We start from the raw sequence: 23,811 nt of genomic DNA on the forward strand, positions 1-23,811 counted from the left end.
GGTTTAGCCGGAAGGATTGCAATTGTTCTTTTGGCAACGATGTTGCTTGAATTACTGCTCAGCCTCGTCTTTTCGGAAGAGGCGAGCCAACTTACCTATGTTGCGGATGCCACTCAGGCTATTACCGAACGGGTGCTGGTCGCAAGGCGGATTATCAGTCAGGATAGGCCGTCACGACGTCCGATGATTGCCAATAATTTTTCCAATCGAGAAATCCGTTTTTTTTGGTCTCGTGATCAAATTAAACATATTCATATCAATAGCGACAGCCATCTGGTTGATCTGATCCAAGGTCAAATTCTAAGCCACGATTCCCAAATATTGCCTATGGATATTCATATAGATCTTGCCCCTAAATTGGGACGGGATCACTTATTGGGTCAAATAAAGCTATCCGATGGAAGCTGGCTAGTTTTCCAAACATTGGTACCCAATCCAGCTATGCCTTGGCTAACTAATCGCCTCACAACAGCTATCATTCTTGTTATTGGCGCTGGATTAGTCGGTGGATTAATCATCCAAGCCTTTGTGACGCCCTTACGCTCTCTCTCCAAAGCCGTTGCCAAGGTTGGTGATGGGAAACAGCATATATTCAAAGAAACAGGACCTAAAGAATTACGGCATGTCGCGCAGGCCTTTAACCAGATGCAAATGCGCATTGAGCATATGCTACGGGAAAGAACCGAAATGCTGGCCGCCGTTAGCCATGATTTACGGACACCACTTGCCCGTTTGCAATTACGGGCAAGTTTTATTGAAGAAGATGACATCCGTGAAGCTGTAGAGGCTGACCTTCAAGAGATGGCCACGATGATTAAATCTGTCCTGCAATTTCTGCGCGGTGATCAAGATCCTGAAGTTAAAAGATTAACCGATATTGTGGCGATTATCGAAACCTTGGTCAATGCAGCTAAAGATGCAGGAAAAGATATTTCTTATGAAGGACCTTCCCATTACGATGTAACAACTCGCCCTCTTCTTATGAAACGCGCCATTAGTAATCTGATCGAAAATGCTCTTCATTATGGAAAAAAGGCGATTGTTCGCTTCCATCATGATGAAAATGGAGTGTATATCCAAGTTGATGATGCCGGACCCGGTATTCCAGAAGATCAGATCGAACAAGTCTTGCAACCTTTCCGGCGATTGGATACAGCCCGCCAACGCAATACGGCTGGCCTTGGGTTAGGATTGGCGACTGTCGATCGGACGGTAAAAAGAGAAGAGGGCAAACTGTCTCTAACCAATCTTCAAGAAGGCGGTTTACGAGCAGAAATATTTCTGCCAGCAGCGCAGAATAAAATACGTAAAAAGGATGGGGGAAAAGGCTATTATTTTTCAGCACGCAAAGGATTGGAACTGCTTCGTCGGCCAAAATAATGCTTTTTAGACATTATTTCCGTCAAATACATCGAATATGTTTACTTTCTGTTGGGTTGATATCGCTTTCAGCCCATGCTGAAGACGTATCCACTCCAAAAACAGATAGCGGTAATAAAGCAGCGTCACCTAATCCTGCCATTGACCCTTTTGATCCGTCATTTTTTGATCATTTGCCGACGTTATCCCAACCTTCCATAGAAGCCTCTAAAGCAGATGGATCATCCCATTTACCCTTAAGAACATCAGAATCTTCATCTCAAGGAGAAAATTCTAATGGCAGAGGGGTTAAAGCTTTAGACACCGAAACTGTTTCAGATCCGAAGAACCTCTTGGCTAATTCTGACGCATCAGAAGAAAAAACGGCACAGAATATCGAAGAGACAACTTCTGTTACGCTTGATCCTGCCTTATCAGAACCACTGCCCGACCTTTCTCACTTTATGCCTGATATGAATGAACATGTGGTTCTTGCCAAAGAAAGTGACGACCTCCGATACAAGGTAGATGCCAAAGGTCTCAGCAATATCGATACTGATCAGGCTTTCAAAAACTATTCTGTTTTACTATCGAATAAGAATAAGGCCGATAGCCTATCGGTTATTGGTGCTAGAGCAACCAATGACCAAGAGTTGATTAACCGGATTTTACGATCTCAAGGCTATTATGATGGCAAGGCAGCTCTTTCTATTACTCCGATAGAAAAAGGGCAGTATAATGTTCGCTATGATGTCAATGCAGGTTCGATCTACAAGCTAGGACAAATAAATTTGACCGGCAGTGAGGATGAACCTCTAAGAATTGCCCGCGTCGCATTAAATTTGCATAGAGGGGATCCGATTATTGCGACCCATATAGAGCAGGCTGAAAATAATATTCTCATAACTCTGCCGCATTATGGTTATCCTTTTGCAAAAATTGGCGATCGGACAATCCTGCTGGATGATGAAACGCATACAGGTGACTATACATTACCCGTAAATGCAGGAAATATTGGATCTTACGGTTCTATTATCGTTAGCAACAATAAGCATATTGTTCTGGATGCCAAACACATCTCTCATATTGCGCGTTTTAAAGAAGGTCAGCGCTATGATAGCCAGATGGTTGATGATCTCCGCCAAGCTCTAGCGGCAACCAGTCTATTTTCTTATGTTTCAGTTGAACCCATTGCAACAGGCCGAAAACGCGAAGATGGAAGCGAAATTGTGGATCTCGACGTTAGGCAGGGACGAGGAAAGAAACACAGCATTGCTGTTACGGGTGGTTATGGCACGGGTGAGGGCTTTAAGGCGCAAGGTAGCTGGATCAGCCGTAATTATTTCCCACCCGAGGGATCATTAACTTTTTCGGGGATTTTGGGGACTCGCCAACAACAGCTTTCTGCTCTCTTTAACCGAAATAATGCTGGGGCAAGAGACCGTGTTATTCAAATTGGTTTGACTGCAGGTCGGGAGAGATACGACGCTTATAATGGTTATAGCTTTTCTCTCGGAGGGAGCTTGTCGCGACAATCTACCCAGTTATGGCAAAAGCGCTGGACTTATTCTATCGGAGCAGAATTAACACAGACCAACGAGCGGAGTTATGATTTCTCTCGATCCGAAAGATTAACCCGTTCTTATCTGATCGCGGCGCTTCCCGGACAATTGGGATATGACCGCTCCAACAATCTGATGAATCCAACTAAAGGTTACCGCTTGAATATGCGTTTGAGTCCTGAAACTTCAATCGGTTCTGGGCTACGTGGCTATGTCCGAATGCTTTTCGATGCGAGCGGTTACTACCCTGTAGCAGATAATGTTGTGCTGGCTGGTCGGTTTCGCGTTGCCTCTATTGAAGGTGCCTCGGTTCAAGAACTGGCGCCCTCTCGTCGGATTTATGCAGGTGGCGGCGGCTCTGTCCGTGGCTATGGTTATCAGCAGTTAGGCCCCAAAGACCCATATAAAGATGCCGTGGGCGGACTGTCCGAAGAAGAGCTTGCTTTCGAAGTGCGTTACCGTTTTGGTAATTTTGGTCTTGTGCCTTTCATTGATGCAGGGCAGGTATATGAAGACGCTATCCCAACCTTCCATAATTTAAGATTTGGTACTGGTTTGGGTGCTCGTTACTACACCGCTTTTGGTCCTTTCCGCATTGATCTTGCGACACCTATAGCTCGGCAGCCTGGAGAATCGCGTATTTCAGTATATATTTCGATCGGTCAGGCTTTCTAATGGCGGATCAAAATTACAATCCAGAAAGACAAGAAAATTCTTCGGATTCTATTAAGGAAAAGAACCCGAATATAGTCGCACAACCTGAAAACACCGAAGCAAATCCAAATAAGACATCACCATTTCAAAATTTGAAACATATTTTGGGATGGGGATGCGTCTTTCTGAGTGGGATTGCGCTTTTTATTATCGCGCTTATTTTGTTTCTAGATACGTCTACTGGCCATCAGCTTATTGTTCGTTATATCAATAAATACACAACAGAATCAGGCTTAAAAGTTAAAATACAGCGTATCGATGGTTCTATTTATCAGGCCTTTCGTTTGGTCGATATCGAGGCTTATGATCAGCGTGGGCGTTTCCTTGATGCACCTTCACTATTTGTCGAATGGCGGCCATTGGATTATCGCTACGGTATTATCACTATCAAAAAACTCCATGCGCCTAGAATTGAAGTCTTACGAAATCCAGAACTAAAACCGACAAAATCAAATCCTGATGCGCCTTTGTTGCCTGACATCCATTTGGATATCGATCAGATACATTTAGATAGAATAGATATTTCTAAAAATCTGGATGGCCAAAATCATCGTTTGCACATGCATGGCCGGCTTGCTTTGATAAAAGGGCAGATAACCGTCAAGGCGGAGGCTGGAGCTGACAAAGGACAAGATATCAGCGGCGGAGATACACTCTCTTTACAATTTGATGCTAAACCAACGGCTAACCTTCTGATTGTTGAAGCGCATTTGCATGCGCCTGTCGGCGGGGTTGTAGATGGCCTGACCCGCCTTGGTAAACCGCTTACGATGGATACCGCTGGAAAAGGAAATTGGCAAGATTGGCGCGGGTATATTCAAGCACAATCGGGCGATAAGAAATTACTGGATTGGCAAATACATAATAAAGATGGGTCTGTTCATCTGGATGGGGCGGTTTATCCCAGTGAATTATTACCAGATCAGCCTTCGTTGCAGGCTTTCTTTAAGAAAGGCTTACAGATTGATCTGACGACCCATAATCATAAAAACGTTGTCGATATTCGAGGGGCTATTACCGGAGAAATGTTCCGCCTTACTGCCCTTGGGGGTGTCGATTGGAAATCGAGCCGCTTTAATAACATGTCAGTCGATTTGGCTATTCCCAATAGTCAAAAATTCCTTGGCGATGATTTATCCTTTAAGAACTTTACATTTTCTTCAGTGTTATCGGGTCTTGTCAGATCGCCTAACATTGATTGGCGGTTAAAGGCTGGTCAGATTGGTTGGCAGGAGAAGATTGCCGAGAACATTCAATCCAGAGGTAAGATGCTTGTAGATGGCGATCATTTATCCATGCCTATGGGATTATCTGTTGGAAAAATTTCAGGTCTTGATCCGCGCTTAGTCAATCTACTGGAAAATTTAAAAATAGAAGGTGCGATCAATTATGGTGATCATGTTTTGCGAGTTGATCACAGCAATATAAGTAGTCGATATATTCATGCGAACACCACCATCATCACCGATTTGGTAACAAAAAAATGGCGTGCGGCGGTTAAAGGCGGGATTGATCCGTATAAAATAGACGGTATTGGCCGATTAAGCCTGACAATTGATAGTCATCTTCAGCCCGAAAAAAATGGGGGGCTAGGCATGGTCGGCGAGATGATGATCAAGGGACGTGATTGGCAGAAACCAGCTTTGGCAAAAGCTTTTGGTGGTGAAGCTGTTTTACGGACAGATATGATCGCCAATGCCATGGGTAATATAAGAATGCCAAGATTTAGCCTTGCTTCTCCAGAATTCCATCTAGAGGGTAACGGTGGATACCAGCCTAAAGGCAATATCAATCTTTTTGTTCGGGGTAAGTCAAAAAGCTATGGTGCCATGACTCTTGATGTCGGGGGTATGGTTTCTCATCCTGTAATCAAGGCAACGGCTTTGGGTCTGACCGTTAATGGCAATTTGGCTCAAACAAAAAGTAACCTTTATCACGGGCAATTTGAACTGAACGGGCGGGGATTGGATGGTATCATTCGCTTGACAGAAGAACAGGCAACACAAGCCGTTAATGCCGATATTGCTATCGACAAAGCCCGTTTCGTCTATAGTCAGCCAATTGACATTGAAAGTGGACGGCTAAGAGGAAAGGCTGTTTTTTCAACAGATCCGGCTTTTCAAGTTGAAGCCTTGCTGAATAATATTCGCTATAATGATTTTCTATTAAAGCAAGCTGCTGGACGCGCTTTTTATCAAAAAGAGCAAGGGGAGGGGGGGCTCACTTTACAGGGAAATCTACCTGCAGCGGGCGCTTCTCCCGTTCCATTTAATGCAGCTATTCACAGCAGTTTTTCTGCGGATGTCATTAGAGCCAACGCGCAAGGAAATGTCGCCCATCTCAACTGGCATATGGCTGCGCCTGTTGAAATCCGTTCTGGTAAAAATGGCTATGACATATCAAAAATAGTAATCCAGCTTCCCAAAGGACATATCGATCTATCCGGCCATTATGGTGGGCAAAATAGTTATGCCGCACTTCAAATTGCCGATATCGATTTATCTGAAGCCAATCTATTGTGGCCTGAAATCAATTTAAGTGGTCAACTGTCGGCCGTAGCAAACGCTGATTTGACGGGTAATATTCCTCAGATATCCGCTCGCTTGGCTTTAAATAATTTTACACGAGTTTCTGTCACCGGATTATCTCAACCTGTTAATTTGGTCGTGGCCGCTACCAATGATAAAAATGGTTTGGTTTCTGAAGCTGTAATCCGCCAAAAACAGACAATGATTGGGCAAATGCGCCTAGGCGTTACGCCTAATTATGCTCCTGAAAAACAACATAAAGTTGATTGGATAGAAGCCTTAAGAAAAGGCCGATTAAGCGGAGGCATTCGCTATAATGCTGATGCCGATATTCTATGGTCAATGAGTGGTGTCAGTGGTCAATCTATAAGAGGCCCCTTGGCCATTGCTGCTGATATTTCCGGTGAGGTTGAAGCGCCTGTTTTAACCGGTCTTATTCGAGGCCGATCACTCCGTTACGAAAATAGCAGCTATGATACCCTTGTTTCTTCAATTGATGTTGATGGGCATTTCGACCGATCAAAATTCTTTTTGGATAAAATGACAGGCAAAGCCGGCAAAGGCACACTTACGGCTAAGGGCTATGCCAGCTTTGATGCGGCAAGTGATTATGATTCAGCCTTGAATATTACATTAGACAAGGCAACGCTTGCCCGCGCCGACGAAATGAAATCAACTGTTTCAGGTAACCTTGATATCACAAGTAATCGTAAGGATGGCGGTTCCATCAAAGGTAAGTTGAAGTTACCTGAAACCCGTTATCGTTTTATCATGGACAACAAAGAAACGGTTCACGACTTATCCGGTGTTAAGCGTAAAGGACAGGTTGAAGACACAGCCGCTCATGAAATGAAAGAATCTTCAGCCTCTGCCTCTATACTGGCCTCGGCGTGGAAGCTGGATATTCGGATTTCTGCTCCTGATCAGTTATTTGTTGCAGGTATGGGATTGGAGTCCGAGTGGGAAGCTGATTTACGCGTCAGAGGAACAGCCACTGCGCCCAATATCACAGGGGATATGCGGGTTATCCGAGGTACCTACAGTTTTGCTGGCCGCCGTTTCGATATTGATCATGGTGAAATTCAGTTTACAGGCGGAAATCCACCCAATCCGGCACTTGATATTACAGCCGAGGCAACGGTTGATGATATAACCGCTACGGTAAAGATCAGTGGTTTTGCCAATAAACCGGAAATTACTTTTTCATCCTCACCGTCATTGGCACAGGATGAAATTCTATCGCGCTTGCTGTTCGGTTCTTCTGTAACCAGCTTGTCAGCCGTTCAAGCCGTACAATTGGCAGCCGCCTTGAATACACTTCGGACAGGCGGCAAGGGGTTTGATCCACTGGATAAACTGCGTTCTGTGATCGGCATTGATAGATTACGGGTTGTTGGAGCAAATAGTTCGACAGGCCAAGGTACGTCTTTAGCAGCCGGAAAATATCTCTTCAAAAATGTGTATATGGAAGTGATTACCGATACTCATGGTTTTACAGCAACCCAGATCAGAATATCTTTGACCCGAACCCTGTCACTTCTAAGTGAAGCCAGTAGCTTCGGGTCATCCAATGTCAGTTTGCGTTATTCAAAAGATTATTAGCCTAACCAACTGGTTAGAGCCCAATGCGCTCTGACCGCTGTTTTCCATAATTCAGGAAGAACGAGGTCATCTGGCGTAATCTTTTCAGGCCAGAAATTTTCGACGAGTTGATAGAGCTTTTCCCATCTTTTCGGTGTCAAGATAAAGCGCTGATCAACGGCGTCCAAAGCAGCTTTAGATAGTGGCACTCGCAATCGCAGGCAGGCAGGCCCTCCGCCATTTGCCATACTTTCACGGACATCGACCACAACTGCTTTTTTAATTGGATTGTTACCGCTAATAATCCGGTTGACCGTTTCCAAAACTGCAGGATCGCTTTTTACTTCCTGAGGTAAAATAAGCGCCATTGTCCGGTCTTTTAAGGTAACAATTTGGCTATTAAACAGATAGCTTTTAACGGCCTGTTCCAAAGTAATATTATCAATAATAATCGGAATAAAACCGTCAATTTTTTCGGCTATCCGCTTTATCCATTCGCCTTGGTCTTCAAAAGCTTCGGCATGTGCTAGCAAGACATACTCATTAGCCACGGCGACGACATCATTGTGAAAAGCGCCTTTAGCAATTGCCTCTTTTTTCTGAGGGATAAACCATGCCAAATCAGGTTTCACCTCTCCCAATCGAGCCACCGCCTGACTTGCCCGCAGTTTTTGTCTTGCCGGATAAATATCGTTTTTCTCGCCATAGACAAAAATATTTATTCCAGTGCGCCCATGTGCTGAGGTAATTCGCATGTGGTTTGCGGCGCCCTCATCGCTGAAATGCTGTCCGCAAGGCAAGGGATGGTGCATAGCAAAGAAACAGCTATTGGAAAAAATTTGGTTTAGCTGAGCATAGGTTGTTTGCGCTTCCAGATGACGATGTAGCATCGTTGCTAGATTAGCTGTTATAAAGTGAACACGGCCATCATGGCTGTCAAATTCAGAAATAACCGTTGCTGCATTGGCCGCCCACATTGAAGAAGCAGAGCAAAGATTATTAAATAACAGCCGATCATCCTTCGCAGCTTGCTTCAAAATAGTCTTGTCATCACCTTTATAACCCAGATGGTGCAACAAATGGGTAACGGGTCGTAGAGGAGGTAAAAACACCCCTTGAGTTAGCCCCATATCCATCAGGTGCTTCATTTTTTCTATTCCCTGAAGCGCCGCTTGCCGCGGATAGGATGGCTGACCAGCATGAAGGGCGCTGGCGACATTTCCCCGCGATAATCCCGCATAATTGTGGGTGGGACCGATCAAACCATCAAAATTCACTTCAGAAACAATCATGTTTTTTCCTTTTTTGGTCTATCAATGGCAATGCATTAAGTAGATTCTATCTGGAAAGACGCGGCGGAAGGGCTTTCGACCTAAATTTTTAATCAAGATTGGTTTAAAGGTTAATAGGATATAAAATGAAACCTGTTTTTATTGGTATCGCTGATACTAGATTATCAGATCAGGAAAAAAAGCTATTCCGTCAATATGAACCTGCCGGTTATATTCTTTTTCAGAGAAATATTACAGACCGTACGCAGCTAAAGAAATTGACGGCAGATTTGAGAGCCAATAGCCAACAGAATATTCCAATTTTAATTGATCAGGAGGGGGGACGGGTCGCCAGAATGAAGCCGCCGGTCTGGCCAGCTTTTCCTGCCGCCGCCCGATTTGATGAGCTTTATCAGAAAGCGCCGGTTAGTGCGATTGAAGCTGTACGTGCCAATAGCCATGCACTGGCTTTATTATTACAGGATGTTGGCATCAATGTTGATTGTATGCCGTTATTGGACCTCCGTGATCCTGAAGGTGATAACATCATCGGAGATCGCTCTTTTGGTCATAATCCCGAACAAGTCGCAGCCTTAGGACGGGCGGTATTAGACGGGCTGGCAAAAGGCAGCGTTTGCGGCATTATTAAACATATTCCGGGACATGGCCAAGCCAAAGTGGACAGTCACAAAGCCTTGCCAGTGGTTGATAGTCCTATCGAAATATTGGAACGGGATATCAGGCCTTTTCAACATTTACGTAATGCGAAAATGGCGATGACCGCCCATATTATTTATCAGGCATGGGATGAGGAAAGCTGCGCCAGCTATTCTTCAAAAATTATCCACGATATTATTCGCAAAAAAATCGGTTTTGAAGGTCTTCTTATGTCCGACGATATCGGCATGAATGCTCTGGATGGTGATCCGGTAACACGGGCGCTACGCGTTTTTGATGCCGGTTGCGATATAGCGCTCCATTGCTCCGGAAAATTCGATGAGATGAAAGCTATTTTAGAAAATATGGATGAGATCAGACCAGAAAGCTTTGCTGCCTTGGAAAAGGTAACCAATGAATTTTCAAGCGCTTCTGATTTTGATTTGGATAGAGCAGAGAATAAAGCTCTTTTTGATCGCTGCATTGCCGAGCGCGATGCTTTATTTCTAGAAGCAGCAGTCTAGTCCTCCATTAAAGGCACTGAAAAAACGGACAACAGCGGTTTTTCCAAAAACCTTTTGAACATACTGGCAAAATCCTGAAAAATATCACTTTTTTCATGTGCCAAAAAGGCGGCATGATCTTGCCAACGCTCATTCAGAATAAAGCGGGGTGGCTGGCTTTTGTCATATCCAATATGGAAAGCCAGATAGCCTTCTTCTGTTTTTGATTGGTCGGCATAATGAAGCAAAGCCTGCTGAAGAGCTTCCTGTTGATCGGCCTTAGCCGTTAGAATGGTGGTAATATCAAACTCGGCTGTCATATTCATATTCCATCTGAAAAAATATGTTTACCTATCTGTAATCATAGAATTTTTAAAATTTTAGCCCTGAAAGAATTAAAGCGCCGTCTAAAGCATCACCTTGGGATGGACTTAATTTACAGGAAATATGGTTTGAAAGCCATGGCATAAAGGGGGCAGCCAATCCGCCCATCAAACAGCAGCGCGCTACCCCTTTTTGAAAAATGACTTCAATAAAATTTTCGATATAGGCAACGGCCTTTTGGATAATAGAATAGGCGACAGGATCACCCTCTATGCCAGCTTCTATAACCCAAGGGGCAAAAAGAGCGTAATCTGTTGCTGTTGCGGCATCCATCCATGCGACCAATCCTAATATATCATCTGAAAAATGATGGATAACCCTTTCTGTAAAAATAGTTTTTTGAATACGACCATCATAAGCTCTTAGGCTATGCCGAATAGATTCCAAGCCTAACCATGCGCCACTGGCTTCATCGGAAATAGGGAATCCATACCCGCCTAATGTTTCGCTTTTTCCGTCTATTCGGATATGGGCAATGCTGCCGGTGCCTAATATAAGAATGGCACCGTCATGCCCCCGATGCGCGCCAATATTAGCAATTTCATCATCACCAGTATAGCGTATTGCAGCAAAAGGAGATGGCATTTCTTCAAGGGCTCGTTGTAGACCCGGACGAGAAAGGCCAGCGATTCCAAAAGCGGCATGGACAGATGACCAGTCGTTTTTATTCAAGCCAGCCTCTTGGCAAGCCAGTTCAGTCACTTGCATCAACAAAGGCCAAAGATTGGCAATTCCGATACGGGCATTGGCTGCCCCGATTTCTGCGCTACCAAGAATACGGCCATTCTGATCGGTCAAGCGTGACCGGCAATGACTTCCTCCAGCATCAACCCCCAAAAAATAGACCATTTCAGAATTCCACTGATTAGATTTGACCCTTTGATTGCGATTAAATCGCGATAAATCCAAGATATTACAGCTCGTTGCCAGAAATTTTTCAAAATCTGTTGGTTCTTGTCACCTTATTTATGAATCTGTTTTTTTGAATTAGGTATTTTCTTTTTCTTTTTGACATTTAAGCTGGCGGGTCAATTTCAGGGAGGGGTTATGTCTCGATTAAAGCTCAGTGTAAATTTATCAGCTATGAAAAAATATCTGATGCGAGGTAGTGTCGTTGCCTCGCTGACCTCCATTCTAGCGATACCAGCCTTATCCTCTGCACCGGACAAGACGATTTGGCCAGAAAATGGCGATATCGCGATGCATTTTTCGGCACCGACTGCGCATTATGATTATGAAAAGCAGGAGGTCATGATCCCGATGCGAGATGGTGTTAAATTACACACTGTCATTGTTGTTCCGAAAAACGGTCGTAACCTTCCTATCCTGTTAACGCGAACGCCCTATGATGCGTCTAGTCGAACAAGCCGCAGTGATAGCCCCTCTATGCTGGCAACCTTACCAGAGGGAGATGAGGTTTTTGTCCGTGACGGGTATATTCGTGTTTTTCAGGATGTGCGGGGCAAATATGGTTCCGAAGGTGTCTATGTCGTCACTCGTCCGCCCGTTGGTGATTTAAACCCGACCAAAGTCGATCATACAACCGATGCGTGGGATACGATTGAATGGCTGACCAAACATATTCCTGAAAGCAATGGTCGTGTTGGTATGATTGGTTCTTCTTATGAAGGATTTACCGTTGTCGCGGCCTTGCTTAATCCACATCCTGCGTTGAAAGTTGCCGCACCGGAAAGCCCGATGGTTGATGGCTGGATGGGGGATGACTGGTTCCATTACGGCGCGTTCCGACAGGCGGCTTTTGACTATTTTCTCCGGCAAATGACCGCAAAAGGGACAGGTGCACCGCCTGTCCATGGTGCTTATGATGATTACAAGGCTTTCCTTGAAACCGGATCGGCAGGCAATTGGGCAAAAAAAGAAGGTATTGACCAAATTCCTTGGTGGCAACGTCTAAGCATCCATCCGGCTTATGATAAATTCTGGCAAGGGCAGGCTTTAGATCAGTTAGTGGCCGCGCATCCTTCTCATGTCCCAACCATGTGGATTCAAGGACTCTGGGATCAGGAAGACATGTGGGGCGCTATCCATAGCTTTGAATCTTTAAAAAATGCAGGCCATATTGATACCAATTATCTGGTGATGGGGCCTTGGCGGCATAGTCAGGTCAATTATAACGGTTCTTCATTGGGGGCTTTACATTGGGATGGGGATACCGCGCTCCAATTCCGGCGTGATACATTGCTGCCTTTCTTTAACCGCTATCTGAAAGATAAACAGCCAGCAGAAGAAACACCCAAAGCCTTGATTTATAATACCGGCGAAAATCATTGGGATAAATTGAATGACTGGCAAACGGACAAGGAAAAGCAACTCACACCGCTTTATTTACAGGCACAATCAGCTTTATCCTTTACCAAGCCGACATCTGGTAATGCCCCTTCGGATCAATATATTTCTGACCCTAAAAAGCCGGTGCCTTATCTGCCAACACCAATCACCTTTGCCGATACAACACGTTGGAAACAATGGTTGGTCGAAGATCAGCGCTTTGCCGCCAGCCGTCCTGATGTTTTGACCTATGAGACACCGGTTCTTGATCATCCCGTAAAATTAAGAGGTGCGCCTTTCGCCAATCTTTTAGCAGCAACGACTGGAAGTGATGTTGATTGGGTGGTGAAGTTGATTGACGTTTATCCCGATGAGATGCCCTCTGATCCCAAAATGGGAGGATATCAACTGGCGATCAGCATGGATATTTTCAGAGGCCGTTATCGCAACAGTTTTGAGAAGCCGTCACCCGTGCCAGCCGGAAAAGTCCAACAATATCGCTTCCGTTTACCGGTTGTTGATCATGTTTTTCTGCCGGGGCATCGGATTATGGTTCAAATTCAGTCAAGCCTTTTCCCGCTTTATGATCGTAATCCGCAGCGTTATGTCGAAAATATTATGTTCGCCAAGCCTTCTGATTATGCGGCAACCGTAGAAACGGTTATGCATTCACCGGATCAGGCAAGCTCGGTTGAATTGCCGATTATCCCATAAATCTTTGAGAATAAATCCACTACTGGGGAAGCTGTTTTTCAGCTTTCTCGGTAGTAGAAAAACAAGTTTTAAATTCTGTCAGTTAAGACTTGCTATTCTGTTTCTGCTCTCTATGTTCACCTTATGTTCTTCATGCTGTTCCGGTATATTCGACGCAATCCTGACATTATGCCGGTTGATGCCTTAAGAGAGACGTTATAGGAGAAGGGGGGTAGCGATGGCTCCGCAAAATAAGGTTACGACTTCCGGTAAGGATAATAATATGGACAAGCAAAAAGCCCTTGAAGCGGCTTTGGCTCAGATTGACCGCGCTTTTGGTAAAGGTTCGGTTATGCGCTTGGGGTCTCGTGAAAAAATCGAGATTGATACAATTTCCAGCGGATCACTTGGCCTTGATATTGCGCTGGGCATTGGTGGCTTGCCCCGTGGCCGTATCGTCGAAATCTATGGTCCTGAAAGCTCGGGTAAAACAACTTTAGCCCTCCATGCTATCGCTGAAGCACAAAAAGCAGGTGGAACAGCGGCCTTTGTCGATGCTGAACATGCGCTTGATCCGGTCTATGCCAAAAAACTGGGCGTTAATACGGATGATCTAATCGTCTCTCAGCCTGATACGGGTGAGCAGGCTCTGGAAATTACAGATACCCTGATCCGTTCTAACGCTGTTGATATATTGGTTGTCGATTCTGTTGCGGCCTTAACGCCTCGCGCTGAAATCGAAGGCGAAATGGGCGATAGTCACGTTGGTTTGCAAGCCCGTTTGATGAGTCAGGCGCTTCGCAAAATTACCGGCTCAATCAACCGCTCTCAAACTTTGGTTATTTTTATTAACCAAGTCCGGATGAAAATCGGGGTTATGTATGGCAACCCTGAAACGACAACGGGCGGTAACGCTCTGAAATTCTATGCCAGCGTTCGGCTTGATATCCGTCGTGTAGGACAAATTAAAGATCGCGATGAAATCGTTGGTAATGCCACCCGTGTCAAAGTGGTAAAAAACAAGCTGGCTCCGCCTTTCAAGCAGGTTGAATTCGATATCATGTATGGAGAAGGTGTCTCCAAGATGGGCGAAATTCTCGATCTAGGCGTAAAGGCCGGTATTATCGACAAGTCAGGTTCATGGTTCAGTCATGATTCCGTTCGCATCGGTCAGGGACGTGAAAATGCCAAAACGTTCTTGCGTGAACATCCTGAAATGACTGAAAAAATTGAAAAAATGATTCGTCATAATACGGCTGAAATTGCCGACGAAATGCTGGATCCATCTATCCCTGAAGATTAGGTTTTTGACCAAAAATCTAATCTTGAAAAGAGGTCAGTTTTATCTGGCCTCTTTTTTGTATTGGATTCATCAGTAAAATGGAAAAGATCAGCATCATTAAAAAATGCCTTGAAGCTGCATATTCAGGGCTAAAAACGGTCATTGATTATGCCTTACCGCCACGCTGCCCAAATTGTGGCGCGGTCATTCTGGCTGATCATAGTTTTTGTGTTGAATGTTGGCAATCTCTTCACTTCTTGGTTGAGCCTGCCTGTATTCAATGCGGATTTCCTCTGCCGAGAGATCAACAATATGAGCCTCTTTGTGGCCGTTGTTTACAGCATCCACCTTCTTTTGATCGGATGAATGCCGCTGTAGCTTATGATGAAATTTCGAAGCAGCTTATCTTGCGTTGTAAATATGGCAAGCAAACCATGCTAGCGCGCGATATGGCCAAATTGATGATGCGTTTTTTGCCTATAAAGAGCAACATCAAGGCCATTCAGAACAATCTTTTAGCAGATAAAAACTGCCCGCCGAATATGTCGTCATCTTCGCCCCAAACACCTTTAATCATACCTGTGCCCCTTCATCGTTGGAGGCTGTGGCAGCGCGGCTTCAATCAGGCAGCTTTGATCGGGCAATATCTCGCTAAGGCCAGCGGCTATGACTATGATTGCGATAGCTTATATCGCCGTCATTCCACAAAACCACTAGGGCATTTAACGCCTAAACAACGCCATCAAATGGTAAAAAATGCTTTTGGCCTACGGATCGGAAAAAAAGACAGACCATTAGCAGGTCGCGATATTATTTTGATCGATGATGTTTTTACCAGCGGTGCAACGACAGAAAGCTGCGCTCGCTTGCTAAAAACGGCTGGGGTAAAATCAGTTCATGTCTTATGCTGGGCAAGGGTTATCCCGAAAGATGATTTTTTATAAAAACGAAAAAACAAGTCGTTTCACGGTTATTCAAACAGACTTTTCAGATAGCCCATTAGAATAACCGCTTTTTCAGCTTGGTTCTTTATTCTTCATCTGTATCCAAGGCATAACCAGCGGAACGGACTGTCCTGATAAGATCTGGCAAGCCGTCCCGATTTAAAGCTTTCCGAAGACGACGGATATGAACATCAACAGTCCTTAATTCGATGTCACTATCCTGCCCCCAGATATAATCCAGAAGCTTTTCTCGCGAAAAGACGCGTCTTGGATATTCCATCAAATGCCTTAAGAGACGAAATTCCGTCGGGCCTATCGAAACATTTGTGCCAGCTCGTTTGACGCGATGACTGACCAAATCCATTTCTATATCATTATAGGTCAATTGTTCTTTGCTAAGGGCGGGGCGGATGCGACGCAACACAGCAAGCACTCTTGCAACCAGCTCACGAGGTGAAAAAGGCTTGGTGACATAATCATCCGCACCGGTTTCAAGTCCTCTAATCCGGTCATCTTCTTCGCCCCGCGCCGTCAGCATAATAATCGGAAGATTAGCCGTTTCTGGATAACGCCGTAACTGCCGACAGACTTCGATCCCCGAAGTGCCTTCTACCATCCAGTCAAGAAGCATAATATCGGGCGGATTTTCCCGCGCCAATAATAAGGCTTCATCCCCATCTCGCGTATGAACAACTTCAAAATTTTGCTTGCTAAAATGCCATTTCAGTAATTCGGCAAGAGCATCGTCATCTTCAACGAGTAGTAGCCGTAAAGCGGCCATTAGCTACCCTCCGATGCCAGCAAATCTTTACCACGCGTTCTTTCCGGCATTTGCTTGCCGGTAGCCGCAAAATACACCATTTCCGCAATATTTGTGGCATGATCCCCAATGCGTTCCAGATTTTTGGCGATAAACATCAGGTGGATACAAGTGCTTATTCTGCCAGAATCTTCCATCATATAAGTCAAAAGGATACGGAATAAATTATTATATAACCCGTCAACTTCCATATCATATTCTGCGACATGCAATGCCTTTTTCGGATCTCTTGCCGCATAAGCATCCAACACATTGCGCACCATTTCCGAAACCATTTCTCCCATAACTGGCAACACCGGCACGGGATGGATCGAAACCATATTTTGCAATATCGGGACACGTTTAGCGATATTCTTGGCGTAATCAGCCATACGTTCAAGAATACCTGAAATCTTCATCGCAGCGATAACATCGCGCAGATCGTCAGCAAGAGGCGCTCGCAGAGAAATAATACGCATAGCCACACGTTCGGCTTCTATTTCCAGCGCATCAATTTCCTTGTCTTTTTCAACGATCTGGGCGGCCAATTCTTTATTGCTATGGATCAAGGCTTCCAATGTCGAGGTTAAGGCAATTTCCGTCAGCCCTCCCATCTCGCAGATCAGAGCACGCAACCCGCCAAGGTCTTCATCAAAAGCTTTTACTGTATGACCGATTTCCGATGCTTTTTTCATATTATCCTCAAGGCATTAAAACGCTTTAATCGAGATGATAACAGCGTTTTTCTTTTTTTTCCGCAGAGAAAGCACATAAACGATCAAAATTATCCTTATGATCCATTCTTGATTTTACTTTGTCTTTTGATGACTAAAAGTTTTTACCCCCTGTCAATGACAGGAAAGTGACATATTTATTATGTTGTTGTGACATCAAGAATCCCTTATTCAGGGAAAAAATCGGTCGTTGGCAAGAAAACGGTTACCGTCGTCCCTTTACCGGGAAGACTGTCTATCAGTAATTCTCCGCGGTGATGCTCGACGATTTGTTTTACTATGGCTAACCCCAATCCTGTTCCCCCTAAAGCGCGACTGCGGCTGTTATCCACCCGATAGAAGCGTTCCGTTAGGCGTGGGATATGATGAAACGGAATACCATCGCCTTCATCTGCAATGGCTAATTTTATTCTATGATCGTCAGTATTATCGAGCGCGACTTTAATTATTCCATCTTTACGACCATATTTTAAGGCATTGCCGATAATATTATAAAGGAGCTGCGTTAACTCGGCGCGGTCACCCTGTAGGCTATCACTGGACAAATGATTTTTCAGTGTGATTTGGGCGGCTTTTGCCTGTCCCGATGCCTGAATATTAGACACGACCTCTTCAACCACAGGCGACATATGAACAATATCATTGGGTAATGAAAATTTTCCGGCTTCAATCCGAGAAAGAGACATCAAGTCATCAACCAAATTTTGCATTCTTTTGGCTTCACGCGCCATGATAGACAAAAAATGATGACGCGTATCGCGCTCTTTAATGACATCATCATCTTCTAATGTCTCAATAAACCCGCTTAAAGTCGCGAGCGGTGTCCGTAATTCGTGACTAGTATTCGCAACAAAGTCTATTCTAACCTGTTCCGTTAAATGAGCCGTACTTTGATCGCGCAACAAAATGAGCCGTTGTTCTTCGTTCAAAGGATAAGCGTATAATTCCCAGCGACGATTAACGCCTCCCAATCCGGCAAGTAAAACAGGGGTCATATTATCGAGCGGCTCGGTTAAAAGACGGATAGCAGCAGGATGGCGAATAGCCATTCTGATGTCGCCTCCTTCGATATGCATCCCTAACAAATTTTCAGCAGCACGATTAGCCACTTCAACTTGACCCTGATTGACCAGTAAAGCTGGTTCATCCATAGCTATAATAATATCTGCCGCTGTCGCTTGAGAAAAAGGATAGGCCGGATCTGTAAGGCTATTTCCGCTTTTACTTTCAGGGAAGGGGGTAGACGCTTCGGAAATATTTTTAAACCACCATCCCCAAAGGATAACAATCAGCATAAGCGACAAGATCGGCCACCCGACAGAAACATGACTGACGGCAATAATAAATAGAGCCAGGATTGATAATCCGGATAGATAGACAGGGATAAATTTAATAACGCAGTCCTTTCTCAGCCTTGATTGGGGAAAAGTCATTATAAATGATATTTTTATTACAATTTTATGATAGTATCGGATTTTGTGTAAAAGATAGTTTTATCTCTTGTCGAAAATATTTTTATACCGATAATCCCTTTGGTATTTTGAAATTCCTTATTAAAAATCAAGCTTCTGTCCTATCCGACGGATAACTGATTGTAGCCATTGTCAGAAGAGTAGGAGGCCTTTAAAAGGCAAGCATGAATAAAGAGGAACAGCGCAAAAACAGCGCAGCACAATCTATCCGTTGGCATTTTCCTTCTATCCATCCAGAAGGTCGAAAATTCTTTGTTATTGCGGTCATTATTTCCGCTATCATCACCTATTTTAGCTGGTTATGGATGGCATGGCCTTTGGGTGTTCTTTGTTTCTGTGTCGCCGCGTTTTTTCGTGATCCGATCAGAACAGTCCCAGAAGGCGATGGGCTTATTGTTTCCCCAGCCGATGGTATGGTTTGTCTGATTGCAGATGTGCCGCCGCCGCCTGAACTGGCTGGTGCAGATGGATTAGGTGATGCGCCCTTAACGCGCGTTTCTATCTTTATGAGCGTTTTTGATGTGCATATCAATCGCGCGCCGGTTCCAGGACGCATTGCCCGTATTGCCTATATTCCGGGTGCTTTTGTGAATGCCGATCTTGATAAAGCTAGCGAGAAGAATGAGCGGCAGCATTTCATGATCGAAACGAAAGAAGGCATCAATGTTGGTCTGACGCAGATTGCCGGTTTGATTGCCCGTCGGATTGTACCTTTGACCAAGGTCGAAGACTATGTCGAACGGGGTGAGCGTATCGGGCTTATTCGTTTTGGCAGCCGCCTTGATGTCTATTTACCGGCAGGGGTAACGCCCCAAGTCGCTCTGGGACAGCGTTGCCTTGCGGGTGAAACCATTCTGGGACAGATTGGATCACAAGCCAAGCCGCTGACGGGGAGGCGGTTATGACCTTTCCTAAAACTCGCTCAAAAAACCGATACCAAAGCGAACGACGCAGTATTCCTGTGCGGGCATTGATGCCTAATGCTATTACCACTCTGGCTTTATGTAGTGGATTAACCGCCATTCGTTATGCGGTATCCGGTGAATGGGAACATGCTATTTATGCTATTTTGGTAGCGGCTGTTCTCGATACCTTGGATGGTCGCGTTGCCCGTCTCTTAAAAGGGGCTACCCGTTTTGGGGCAGAATTAGATTCCCTTTCTGACGCTATCGCTTTTGGGGTCGCCCCTGCGATTTTGGTTTATCTTTGGTCATTACAAAATTGGCCGCGTTGGGGCTGGTTATTTGCCCTTTCTCATGCGGTTTGTTGTGCGTTGCGATTGGCGAGATTTAACGTCAATATCGATTATCTCGATCAGCCTCACAAATCAGCCGGCTTTCTGACAGGGGTTCCGGCACCTGCTGGAGCTAATTTTTCAATGATGCCTTTATATGCTTGGTATGTCTCAGGATATGATCTGTTTCGTATGCCTTTATTAGTGGGTTTATGGATCAGTTTATCGGCTTTCCTGATGATTGCCGATCTTCCCACATTTGGCTGGTCAGTGCTTCGAGTCCGCCCAAAATTGCGGTTGGGATTATTAGTTATGGTTGCGGTCGGTGCAGCGGCTTTTATTAGTGCACCTTGGGCAGTCCTATCGGTTTTCAGTGTTATTTATACGGTGATGCTACCTTTTGGCATTCTAAGTTACAGCAAGATAATGAAATCCAAAGAAAAGACCATAGTCGCAGAAGACTCTTAAAATATTAATTTTGGCATAATTACGAAAAGGCTAGTGCAAATTATCCAACACTAGCCTTTAAAAAATAGATAAAAACATTTTTATTTTGGTGTATTATATCAATAAAAATTGAATGTATTAGAAAATATAAAATACAGACCAGCACCACTTAATCTTAATTTTGATCGCAAATTATATTTAATAAAGCATTTATATGAATTTCCATTGTGTCCAGTGATTTTATAGTGAATTCAGTATTTTTAAAAAGTAATGGCAATTCGGTGCATCCAAGAATGATAGCTTTAATGCCGTCACTATCCCGCATACGGCTGATGATAGAAATAAATTCCGAAAGAGTGTTTTGACTAAAAATTCCTTTTTCTAATTCGGAATCAATTTTGTTCGCAATATAATCAATCTCTTTAGGCTGCGGCGTTATAACGCTCATACCATTTGCAATCAGCGGTTTTTTGAAAAAATCCGCTTCCATTGTGAAGCGAGTTCCAAGTAAACCAACCTTCGTAATATTTTGACGTTTAACCTCGTCACAGGTCGCCTCGACGATACTTATTAGCGGGACATCTGATTGTTTTTGTAAATCATCGAACACGATGTGGGGCGTGTTTCCAGTCAGTGCAATGACATCAGCGCCTGCCGCAATCAAGTTATTGACACCGTGCATAAGATAGGTGGTAAGTTTAGTATAATCTTTGTCTTCACACAGCCTGAGTATATCGAAAACATTAAGACTCTCGACTGTTAAATTCGGATAAAATTGGCTGCCAATACGATTGTTGGCGCCATAGACTAACTTTTTGTAGTACAGAAGTGTAGATTCTGGACCAATTCCACCGATAAGACCAAGCTTTTTCATATCTTATTTGCCAATCATACTCGTCATTATATGATTAGATTTAGGCTAGATTATCAGGGATTTCAAACCAAGTGAAAAATCTTGGCCTTGGCTTTATAGAGGGCGTTTTCGGTGCCAATTTAATATTGATCGTAATCGCTTTATGAATTGGCGGAAAATAGAAAGACGAAATCCAACGCCCAATATAGCGAATATCTCGGATTAAACTTATTACGCTGGATAAAGCAGCAACGAACAATATCCCCCAAAAACAAAAAGTTATCATTGTCTTTCCCTTCTTAAAGACAGCATGAGATTTTAATTTAAGTTCTTGTTTTGTTCTATTTTTTCCTCCATCTTTGTTATCAGAACATAACGATTTTATCGCATCTAAAGCAAAATATGACATAGATGGCTGTAATCATTATGTCTTACCGCTCTTTTTGTTCTTCAAATGTTCTAATGTCAAGCGAGAACTAAAAACTGGCTAAATCGCGATAACTGATATAAAATAACCGAAGCAGCTTATCCTGCTCTTGATTTTTAGGCGTATTATAGTTACTGCGCCCCATATCTCACACTCGGGGTTTTTGAACGACCGGTGCCTTTCGTCGATCCGGAAGGTCACTTCCCCGAAGAGGTTTAACCGGAAGGAGAATAATTATGGCGGTACCTACCGTTACTATGCAGTCATTGTTGGATGTTGGCGCCCATTTTGGTCACCAGACCCATCGTTGGAACCCGAAAATGAAACCTTATATTTTCGGTGATCGCAACGGCATCCATATCATGGATCTGTCTCAGACTGTTCCTTTGTTCACCCGCGCCCTTGACTTCATCAGCCAGACGGTCGCTCACGGTGGTAAAGTTTTATTTGTAGGCACCAAGCGTCAGGCTCAGGAACCGATTGCTGACGCAGCTCGTCGTTCTGGCCAGTTCTTTGTCAACCACCGTTGGTTGGGTGGTATGTTGACCAACTGGCGCACGATTTCTGGTTCCATCAAACGTTTGAAGAGCCTCGAAGAAAAGCTGTCCGGTGATACCGCTGGTTTCACCAAGAAAGAAATTCTTCAGCTGACCCGTGAACGCGACAAGCTCGAACTGTCTTTGGGCGGTATCCGCGATATGGGCACCATCCCCGACATCATGTTTGTCGTTGATGCCAATAAAGAAGAATTGGCTATCAAAGAAGCCAACACGCTGGGTATCCCGGTTGTTGCTATCCTCGATTCCAACGTCAGCCCCGATGGTATTGCTTTCCCGATTCCGGCCAATGATGATGCAGCCCGCGCTGTCCGTTATTATTGCGATGCGATTGCTGAAGCGGCTACCCGTGGCGATCAGCAAAACCGTCAGGAACTGGGCGAAGATCTGGGCGCAGCTGTAGAACCAGCGGCTGAAGAAGCTTTAGCTTAATATTGCGGTTTCATATCAGCGTTCTTTTTATCCGCGATATGAAACACTGATAATTTGGAGGCAGGGAAGACTTTCCCTGCCTCATCCGTAACATAAAGAGGAAAACTATGGCGGAGATTACCGCTGCAGCCGTGAAAGCTCTGCGTGAGCGCACTGGCGCAGGCATGATGGATTGTAAAAAAGCCCTCAACGAAGCCAATGGCGAAATGGAAGCCGCTGTTGACTGGCTGCGTGCCAAAGGTTTGGCTGCCGCTGCGAAAAAATCAGGCCGTCAGGCTGCTGAAGGTCTCGTCGGTGTTATGATCGATGGTACCAAAGGTGCCGTTCTCGAAGTCAACAGTGAAACCGATTTCGTTGCCAAAAACGAAAAATTTCAGGACTTCGTCAAAGGTGTTACCGCTCTTGTTCTCGAACATGGCAGCGATATCGACACCCTTTCCAAGGCTCCACACCCAGCCGGTGGTTCCGTCAACGATGTTCTGACCGCCAATATCGCAACGATCGGTGAAAATCAGGCTCTGCGTCGTGCGGCTCTTCTTGAAGTCGAAAACGGTGTTGTTGTTCCTTATATTCACAATCAGGTTGCACCAGGCGTTGGTAAAATCGGCGTTTTGGTTGCTCTCGAAAGTGAAGCTCCTAGCGATTTCCTCGAATCTTTGGGCAAGCAGATTGCTATGCATGTTGCCGCTGCTACCCCGTTAGCTTTGGATGAAGATTCTCTGGACGATGCTGCTGTTGAACGCGAACGCGCTATTGCACAGGAAAAAGCCGCAGAATCTGGTAAGCCCGCTGAAATCGTGACCCGCATGGTCGAAGGTGCTGTTGCGAAATATCGCAAAGAAAATGCCCTTCTCAGCCAGATCTTCGTTGTTGATGGAAAAACCCGCGTTTCCGATGTTGTCAGCAAGGCCGCTAAAGAAACCGGTAAGCCGATCACGCTGAAACAGTTTGTTCGCTTCCAGCTCGGTGAAGGCATCGAAAAGCAGGAAACTGACTTCGCTGCTGAAGTCGCTGCTGCTGCTGGCGTCTAATTTTATTCGTCATCAAGGTCAACTTCTCTCAAAATAGGAGAAGTTGGCCTTTTTTATA

General features: G+C 44.6%; 19 protein-coding genes. 11 read left to right on the plus strand and 8 right to left on the minus strand.

The features are described from left to right. The first annotated feature begins 39 nt into the window (after nt 1–39). The 3 genes from ZMOB_RS00815 to ZMOB_RS00825 are packed head-to-tail and all read left to right on the plus strand — an operon-like array spanning nt 40 to nt 7,765. Nucleotides 40–1,380 carry an ATP-binding protein gene (locus ZMOB_RS00815; protein ID WP_224453009.1) on the plus strand — a complete coding sequence of 447 codons (1,341 nt, stop codon included), beginning with the start codon at nt 40–42 and terminating at the stop codon, nt 1,378–1,380. Next, nucleotides 1,380–3,596: an autotransporter assembly complex protein TamA gene (locus ZMOB_RS00820; protein WP_014500357.1), complete on the plus strand. Its 2,217-nt coding sequence runs from the start codon at nt 1,380–1,382 to the stop codon at nt 3,594–3,596. Before ZMOB_RS00815 ends, ZMOB_RS00820 begins: the two co-directional genes overlap by 1 nt. Then, nucleotides 3,596–7,765, plus strand: a complete 4,170-nt coding sequence (locus ZMOB_RS00825; RefSeq protein ID WP_014500358.1) for a translocation/assembly module TamB domain-containing protein — start codon at nt 3,596–3,598, stop codon at nt 7,763–7,765. The genes ZMOB_RS00820 and ZMOB_RS00825 overlap by 1 nt, the downstream gene beginning before the upstream one ends. On the opposite strand, the gene ZMOB_RS00830 is transcribed toward ZMOB_RS00825, so the two are convergent. Then, a complete protein-coding gene (locus ZMOB_RS00830) occupies nt 7,762–9,036 on the minus strand; it encodes an N-succinylarginine dihydrolase (RefSeq protein ID WP_014500359.1) in 1,275 nt (424 codons plus the stop codon). The two genes, ZMOB_RS00825 and ZMOB_RS00830, sit on opposite strands and share 4 nt — an antisense overlap. 125 nt (nt 9,037–9,161) lie before the next feature. Here ZMOB_RS00830 and nagZ point away from each other — a divergent pair, with 125 nt between their 5' ends. Next, nucleotides 9,162–10,196 carry a beta-N-acetylhexosaminidase gene (gene nagZ / locus ZMOB_RS00835; RefSeq protein WP_014500360.1) on the plus strand — a complete coding sequence of 345 codons (1,035 nt, stop codon included), beginning with the start codon at nt 9,162–9,164 and terminating at the stop codon, nt 10,194–10,196. On the opposite strand, the gene ZMOB_RS00840 is transcribed toward nagZ, so the two are convergent. Both ZMOB_RS00840 and ZMOB_RS00845 read right to left on the minus strand, forming a co-directional pair. Further along, on the minus strand, nt 10,193–10,495 hold the full coding sequence (locus ZMOB_RS00840) for a putative quinol monooxygenase (protein WP_011240994.1): 303 nt from the start codon (nt 10,493–10,495) through the stop codon (nt 10,193–10,195). The two genes, nagZ and ZMOB_RS00840, sit on opposite strands and share 4 nt — an antisense overlap. A 52-nt stretch (nt 10,496–10,547) precedes the next feature. Further along, nucleotides 10,548–11,408: a glucosamine kinase nucleotide-binding domain-containing protein gene (locus ZMOB_RS00845; RefSeq protein ID WP_014500361.1), complete on the minus strand. Its 861-nt coding sequence runs from the start codon at nt 11,406–11,408 to the stop codon at nt 10,548–10,550. Nucleotides 11,409–11,606: 198 nt separating this feature from the next. Between ZMOB_RS00845 and ZMOB_RS00850 the strand changes: the two genes are divergently transcribed. From ZMOB_RS00850 to ZMOB_RS00860, 3 genes are all read left to right on the plus strand, one after another. Further along, the gene (locus ZMOB_RS00850) at nt 11,607–13,562 is read left to right on the plus strand and encodes a CocE/NonD family hydrolase (protein ID WP_014500362.1); all 1,956 of its coding nucleotides are present in this window, start codon (nt 11,607–11,609) and stop codon (nt 13,560–13,562) included. A gap of 217 nt (nt 13,563–13,779) precedes the next feature. Then, nucleotides 13,780–14,844, plus strand: a complete 1,065-nt coding sequence (gene recA / locus ZMOB_RS00855) for a recombinase RecA (RefSeq protein WP_011240991.1) — start codon at nt 13,780–13,782, stop codon at nt 14,842–14,844. Between the two features lie 77 nt (nt 14,845–14,921). Then, complete coding sequence (locus tag ZMOB_RS00860; protein WP_014500363.1) at nt 14,922–15,767, plus strand: ComF family protein; 846 nt, start codon at nt 14,922–14,924, stop codon at nt 15,765–15,767. 85 nt (nt 15,768–15,852) lie between these two features. Here the strand turns inward: ZMOB_RS00860 and phoB are convergent, their stop codons facing one another. From phoB to ZMOB_RS00875, 3 genes are all read right to left on the minus strand, one after another. Next, nucleotides 15,853–16,548, minus strand: a complete 696-nt coding sequence (gene phoB / locus ZMOB_RS00865) for a phosphate regulon transcriptional regulator PhoB (RefSeq protein WP_012816939.1) — start codon at nt 16,546–16,548, stop codon at nt 15,853–15,855. After that, nucleotides 16,548–17,261 (minus strand): phosphate signaling complex protein PhoU, encoded by a 714-nt coding sequence (gene phoU, locus ZMOB_RS00870; protein ID WP_011240988.1) that lies wholly within the window; start codon nt 17,259–17,261, stop codon nt 16,548–16,550. The genes phoB and phoU overlap by 1 nt, the downstream gene beginning before the upstream one ends. Nucleotides 17,262–17,467: 206 nt before the next feature. After that, on the minus strand, nt 17,468–18,595 hold the full coding sequence (locus ZMOB_RS00875) for an ATP-binding protein (protein ID WP_252507288.1): 1,128 nt from the start codon (nt 18,593–18,595) through the stop codon (nt 17,468–17,470). Between the two features lie 341 nt (nt 18,596–18,936). Here ZMOB_RS00875 and ZMOB_RS00880 point away from each other — a divergent pair, with 341 nt between their 5' ends. Continuing rightward, nucleotides 18,937–19,677: a phosphatidylserine decarboxylase gene (locus ZMOB_RS00880; RefSeq protein WP_014500365.1), complete on the plus strand. Its 741-nt coding sequence runs from the start codon at nt 18,937–18,939 to the stop codon at nt 19,675–19,677. Beyond that, nucleotides 19,674–20,474 carry a CDP-diacylglycerol--serine O-phosphatidyltransferase gene (gene pssA, locus ZMOB_RS00885; RefSeq protein WP_014500366.1) on the plus strand — a complete coding sequence of 267 codons (801 nt, stop codon included), beginning with the start codon at nt 19,674–19,676 and terminating at the stop codon, nt 20,472–20,474. Before ZMOB_RS00880 ends, pssA begins: the two co-directional genes overlap by 4 nt. A 154-nt stretch (nt 20,475–20,628) precedes the next feature. Here pssA and ZMOB_RS00890 read toward each other — a convergent pair whose 3' ends face one another. After that, complete coding sequence (locus tag ZMOB_RS00890; protein WP_014500367.1) at nt 20,629–21,327, minus strand: aspartate/glutamate racemase family protein; 699 nt, start codon at nt 21,325–21,327, stop codon at nt 20,629–20,631. A gap of 40 nt (nt 21,328–21,367) precedes the next feature. Next, nucleotides 21,368–21,715 carry a hypothetical protein gene (locus ZMOB_RS00895; RefSeq protein ID WP_025420120.1) on the minus strand — a complete coding sequence of 116 codons (348 nt, stop codon included), beginning with the start codon at nt 21,713–21,715 and terminating at the stop codon, nt 21,368–21,370. A gap of 254 nt (nt 21,716–21,969) precedes the next feature. Between ZMOB_RS00895 and rpsB the strand changes: the two genes are divergently transcribed. Together rpsB and tsf are read left to right on the plus strand one after the other, a co-directional pair. Continuing rightward, nucleotides 21,970–22,722: a 30S ribosomal protein S2 gene (gene rpsB / locus ZMOB_RS00900; protein WP_011240983.1), complete on the plus strand. Its 753-nt coding sequence runs from the start codon at nt 21,970–21,972 to the stop codon at nt 22,720–22,722. A 107-nt stretch (nt 22,723–22,829) separates the two neighbouring features. After that, nucleotides 22,830–23,753 carry a translation elongation factor Ts gene (tsf, locus tag ZMOB_RS00905; RefSeq protein WP_011240982.1) on the plus strand — a complete coding sequence of 308 codons (924 nt, stop codon included), beginning with the start codon at nt 22,830–22,832 and terminating at the stop codon, nt 23,751–23,753. Nucleotides 23,754–23,811: the final 58 nt, after the last annotated feature.

Origin of the sequence: Zymomonas mobilis subsp. mobilis ATCC 10988, assembly GCF_000175255.2 — a bacterium.
GTDB classification, from domain to species: Bacteria; Pseudomonadota; Alphaproteobacteria; order Sphingomonadales; family Sphingomonadaceae; genus Zymomonas; species Zymomonas mobilis.

Excerpts from the sequence above, each read along its gene's own strand:
- ZMOB_RS00895 (WP_025420120.1), bottom strand. The coding sequence starts at position 21,715 with ATGTCATATTTTGCTTTAGATGCGATAAAATCGTTATGTTCTGATAAC.
- nagZ (WP_014500360.1), top strand. The coding sequence starts at position 9,162 with ATGAAACCTGTTTTTATTGGTATCGCTGATACTAGATTATCAGATCAG.
- rpsB (WP_011240983.1), top strand. The coding sequence starts at position 21,970 with ATGGCGGTACCTACCGTTACTATGCAGTCATTGTTGGATGTTGGCGCC.
- ZMOB_RS00890 (WP_014500367.1), bottom strand. The coding sequence starts at position 21,327 with ATGAAAAAGCTTGGTCTTATCGGTGGAATTGGTCCAGAATCTACACTT.
- ZMOB_RS00815 (WP_224453009.1), top strand. The coding sequence starts at position 40 with ATGTTGCTTGAATTACTGCTCAGCCTCGTCTTTTCGGAAGAGGCGAGC.
- tsf (WP_011240982.1), top strand. The coding sequence starts at position 22,830 with ATGGCGGAGATTACCGCTGCAGCCGTGAAAGCTCTGCGTGAGCGCACT.
- ZMOB_RS00860 (WP_014500363.1), top strand. The coding sequence starts at position 14,922 with ATGGAAAAGATCAGCATCATTAAAAAATGCCTTGAAGCTGCATATTCA.
- pssA (WP_014500366.1), top strand. The coding sequence starts at position 19,674 with ATGACCTTTCCTAAAACTCGCTCAAAAAACCGATACCAAAGCGAACGA.
- phoB (WP_012816939.1), bottom strand. The coding sequence starts at position 16,548 with ATGGCCGCTTTACGGCTACTACTCGTTGAAGATGACGATGCTCTTGCC.
- ZMOB_RS00850 (WP_014500362.1), top strand. The coding sequence starts at position 11,607 with ATGTCTCGATTAAAGCTCAGTGTAAATTTATCAGCTATGAAAAAATAT.
- ZMOB_RS00820 (WP_014500357.1), top strand. The coding sequence starts at position 1,380 with ATGCTTTTTAGACATTATTTCCGTCAAATACATCGAATATGTTTACTT.
- ZMOB_RS00875 (WP_252507288.1), bottom strand. The coding sequence starts at position 18,595 with ATGCTGATTGTTATCCTTTGGGGATGGTGGTTTAAAAATATTTCCGAA.
- ZMOB_RS00830 (WP_014500359.1), bottom strand. The coding sequence starts at position 9,036 with ATGATTGTTTCTGAAGTGAATTTTGATGGTTTGATCGGTCCCACCCAC.
- recA (WP_011240991.1), top strand. The coding sequence starts at position 13,780 with ATGGCTCCGCAAAATAAGGTTACGACTTCCGGTAAGGATAATAATATG.
- ZMOB_RS00825 (WP_014500358.1), top strand. The coding sequence starts at position 3,596 with ATGGCGGATCAAAATTACAATCCAGAAAGACAAGAAAATTCTTCGGAT.
- ZMOB_RS00845 (WP_014500361.1), bottom strand. The coding sequence starts at position 11,408 with ATGGTCTATTTTTTGGGGGTTGATGCTGGAGGAAGTCATTGCCGGTCA.
- ZMOB_RS00880 (WP_014500365.1), top strand. The coding sequence starts at position 18,937 with ATGAATAAAGAGGAACAGCGCAAAAACAGCGCAGCACAATCTATCCGT.
- ZMOB_RS00840 (WP_011240994.1), bottom strand. The coding sequence starts at position 10,495 with ATGACAGCCGAGTTTGATATTACCACCATTCTAACGGCTAAGGCCGAT.
- phoU (WP_011240988.1), bottom strand. The coding sequence starts at position 17,261 with ATGAAAAAAGCATCGGAAATCGGTCATACAGTAAAAGCTTTTGATGAA.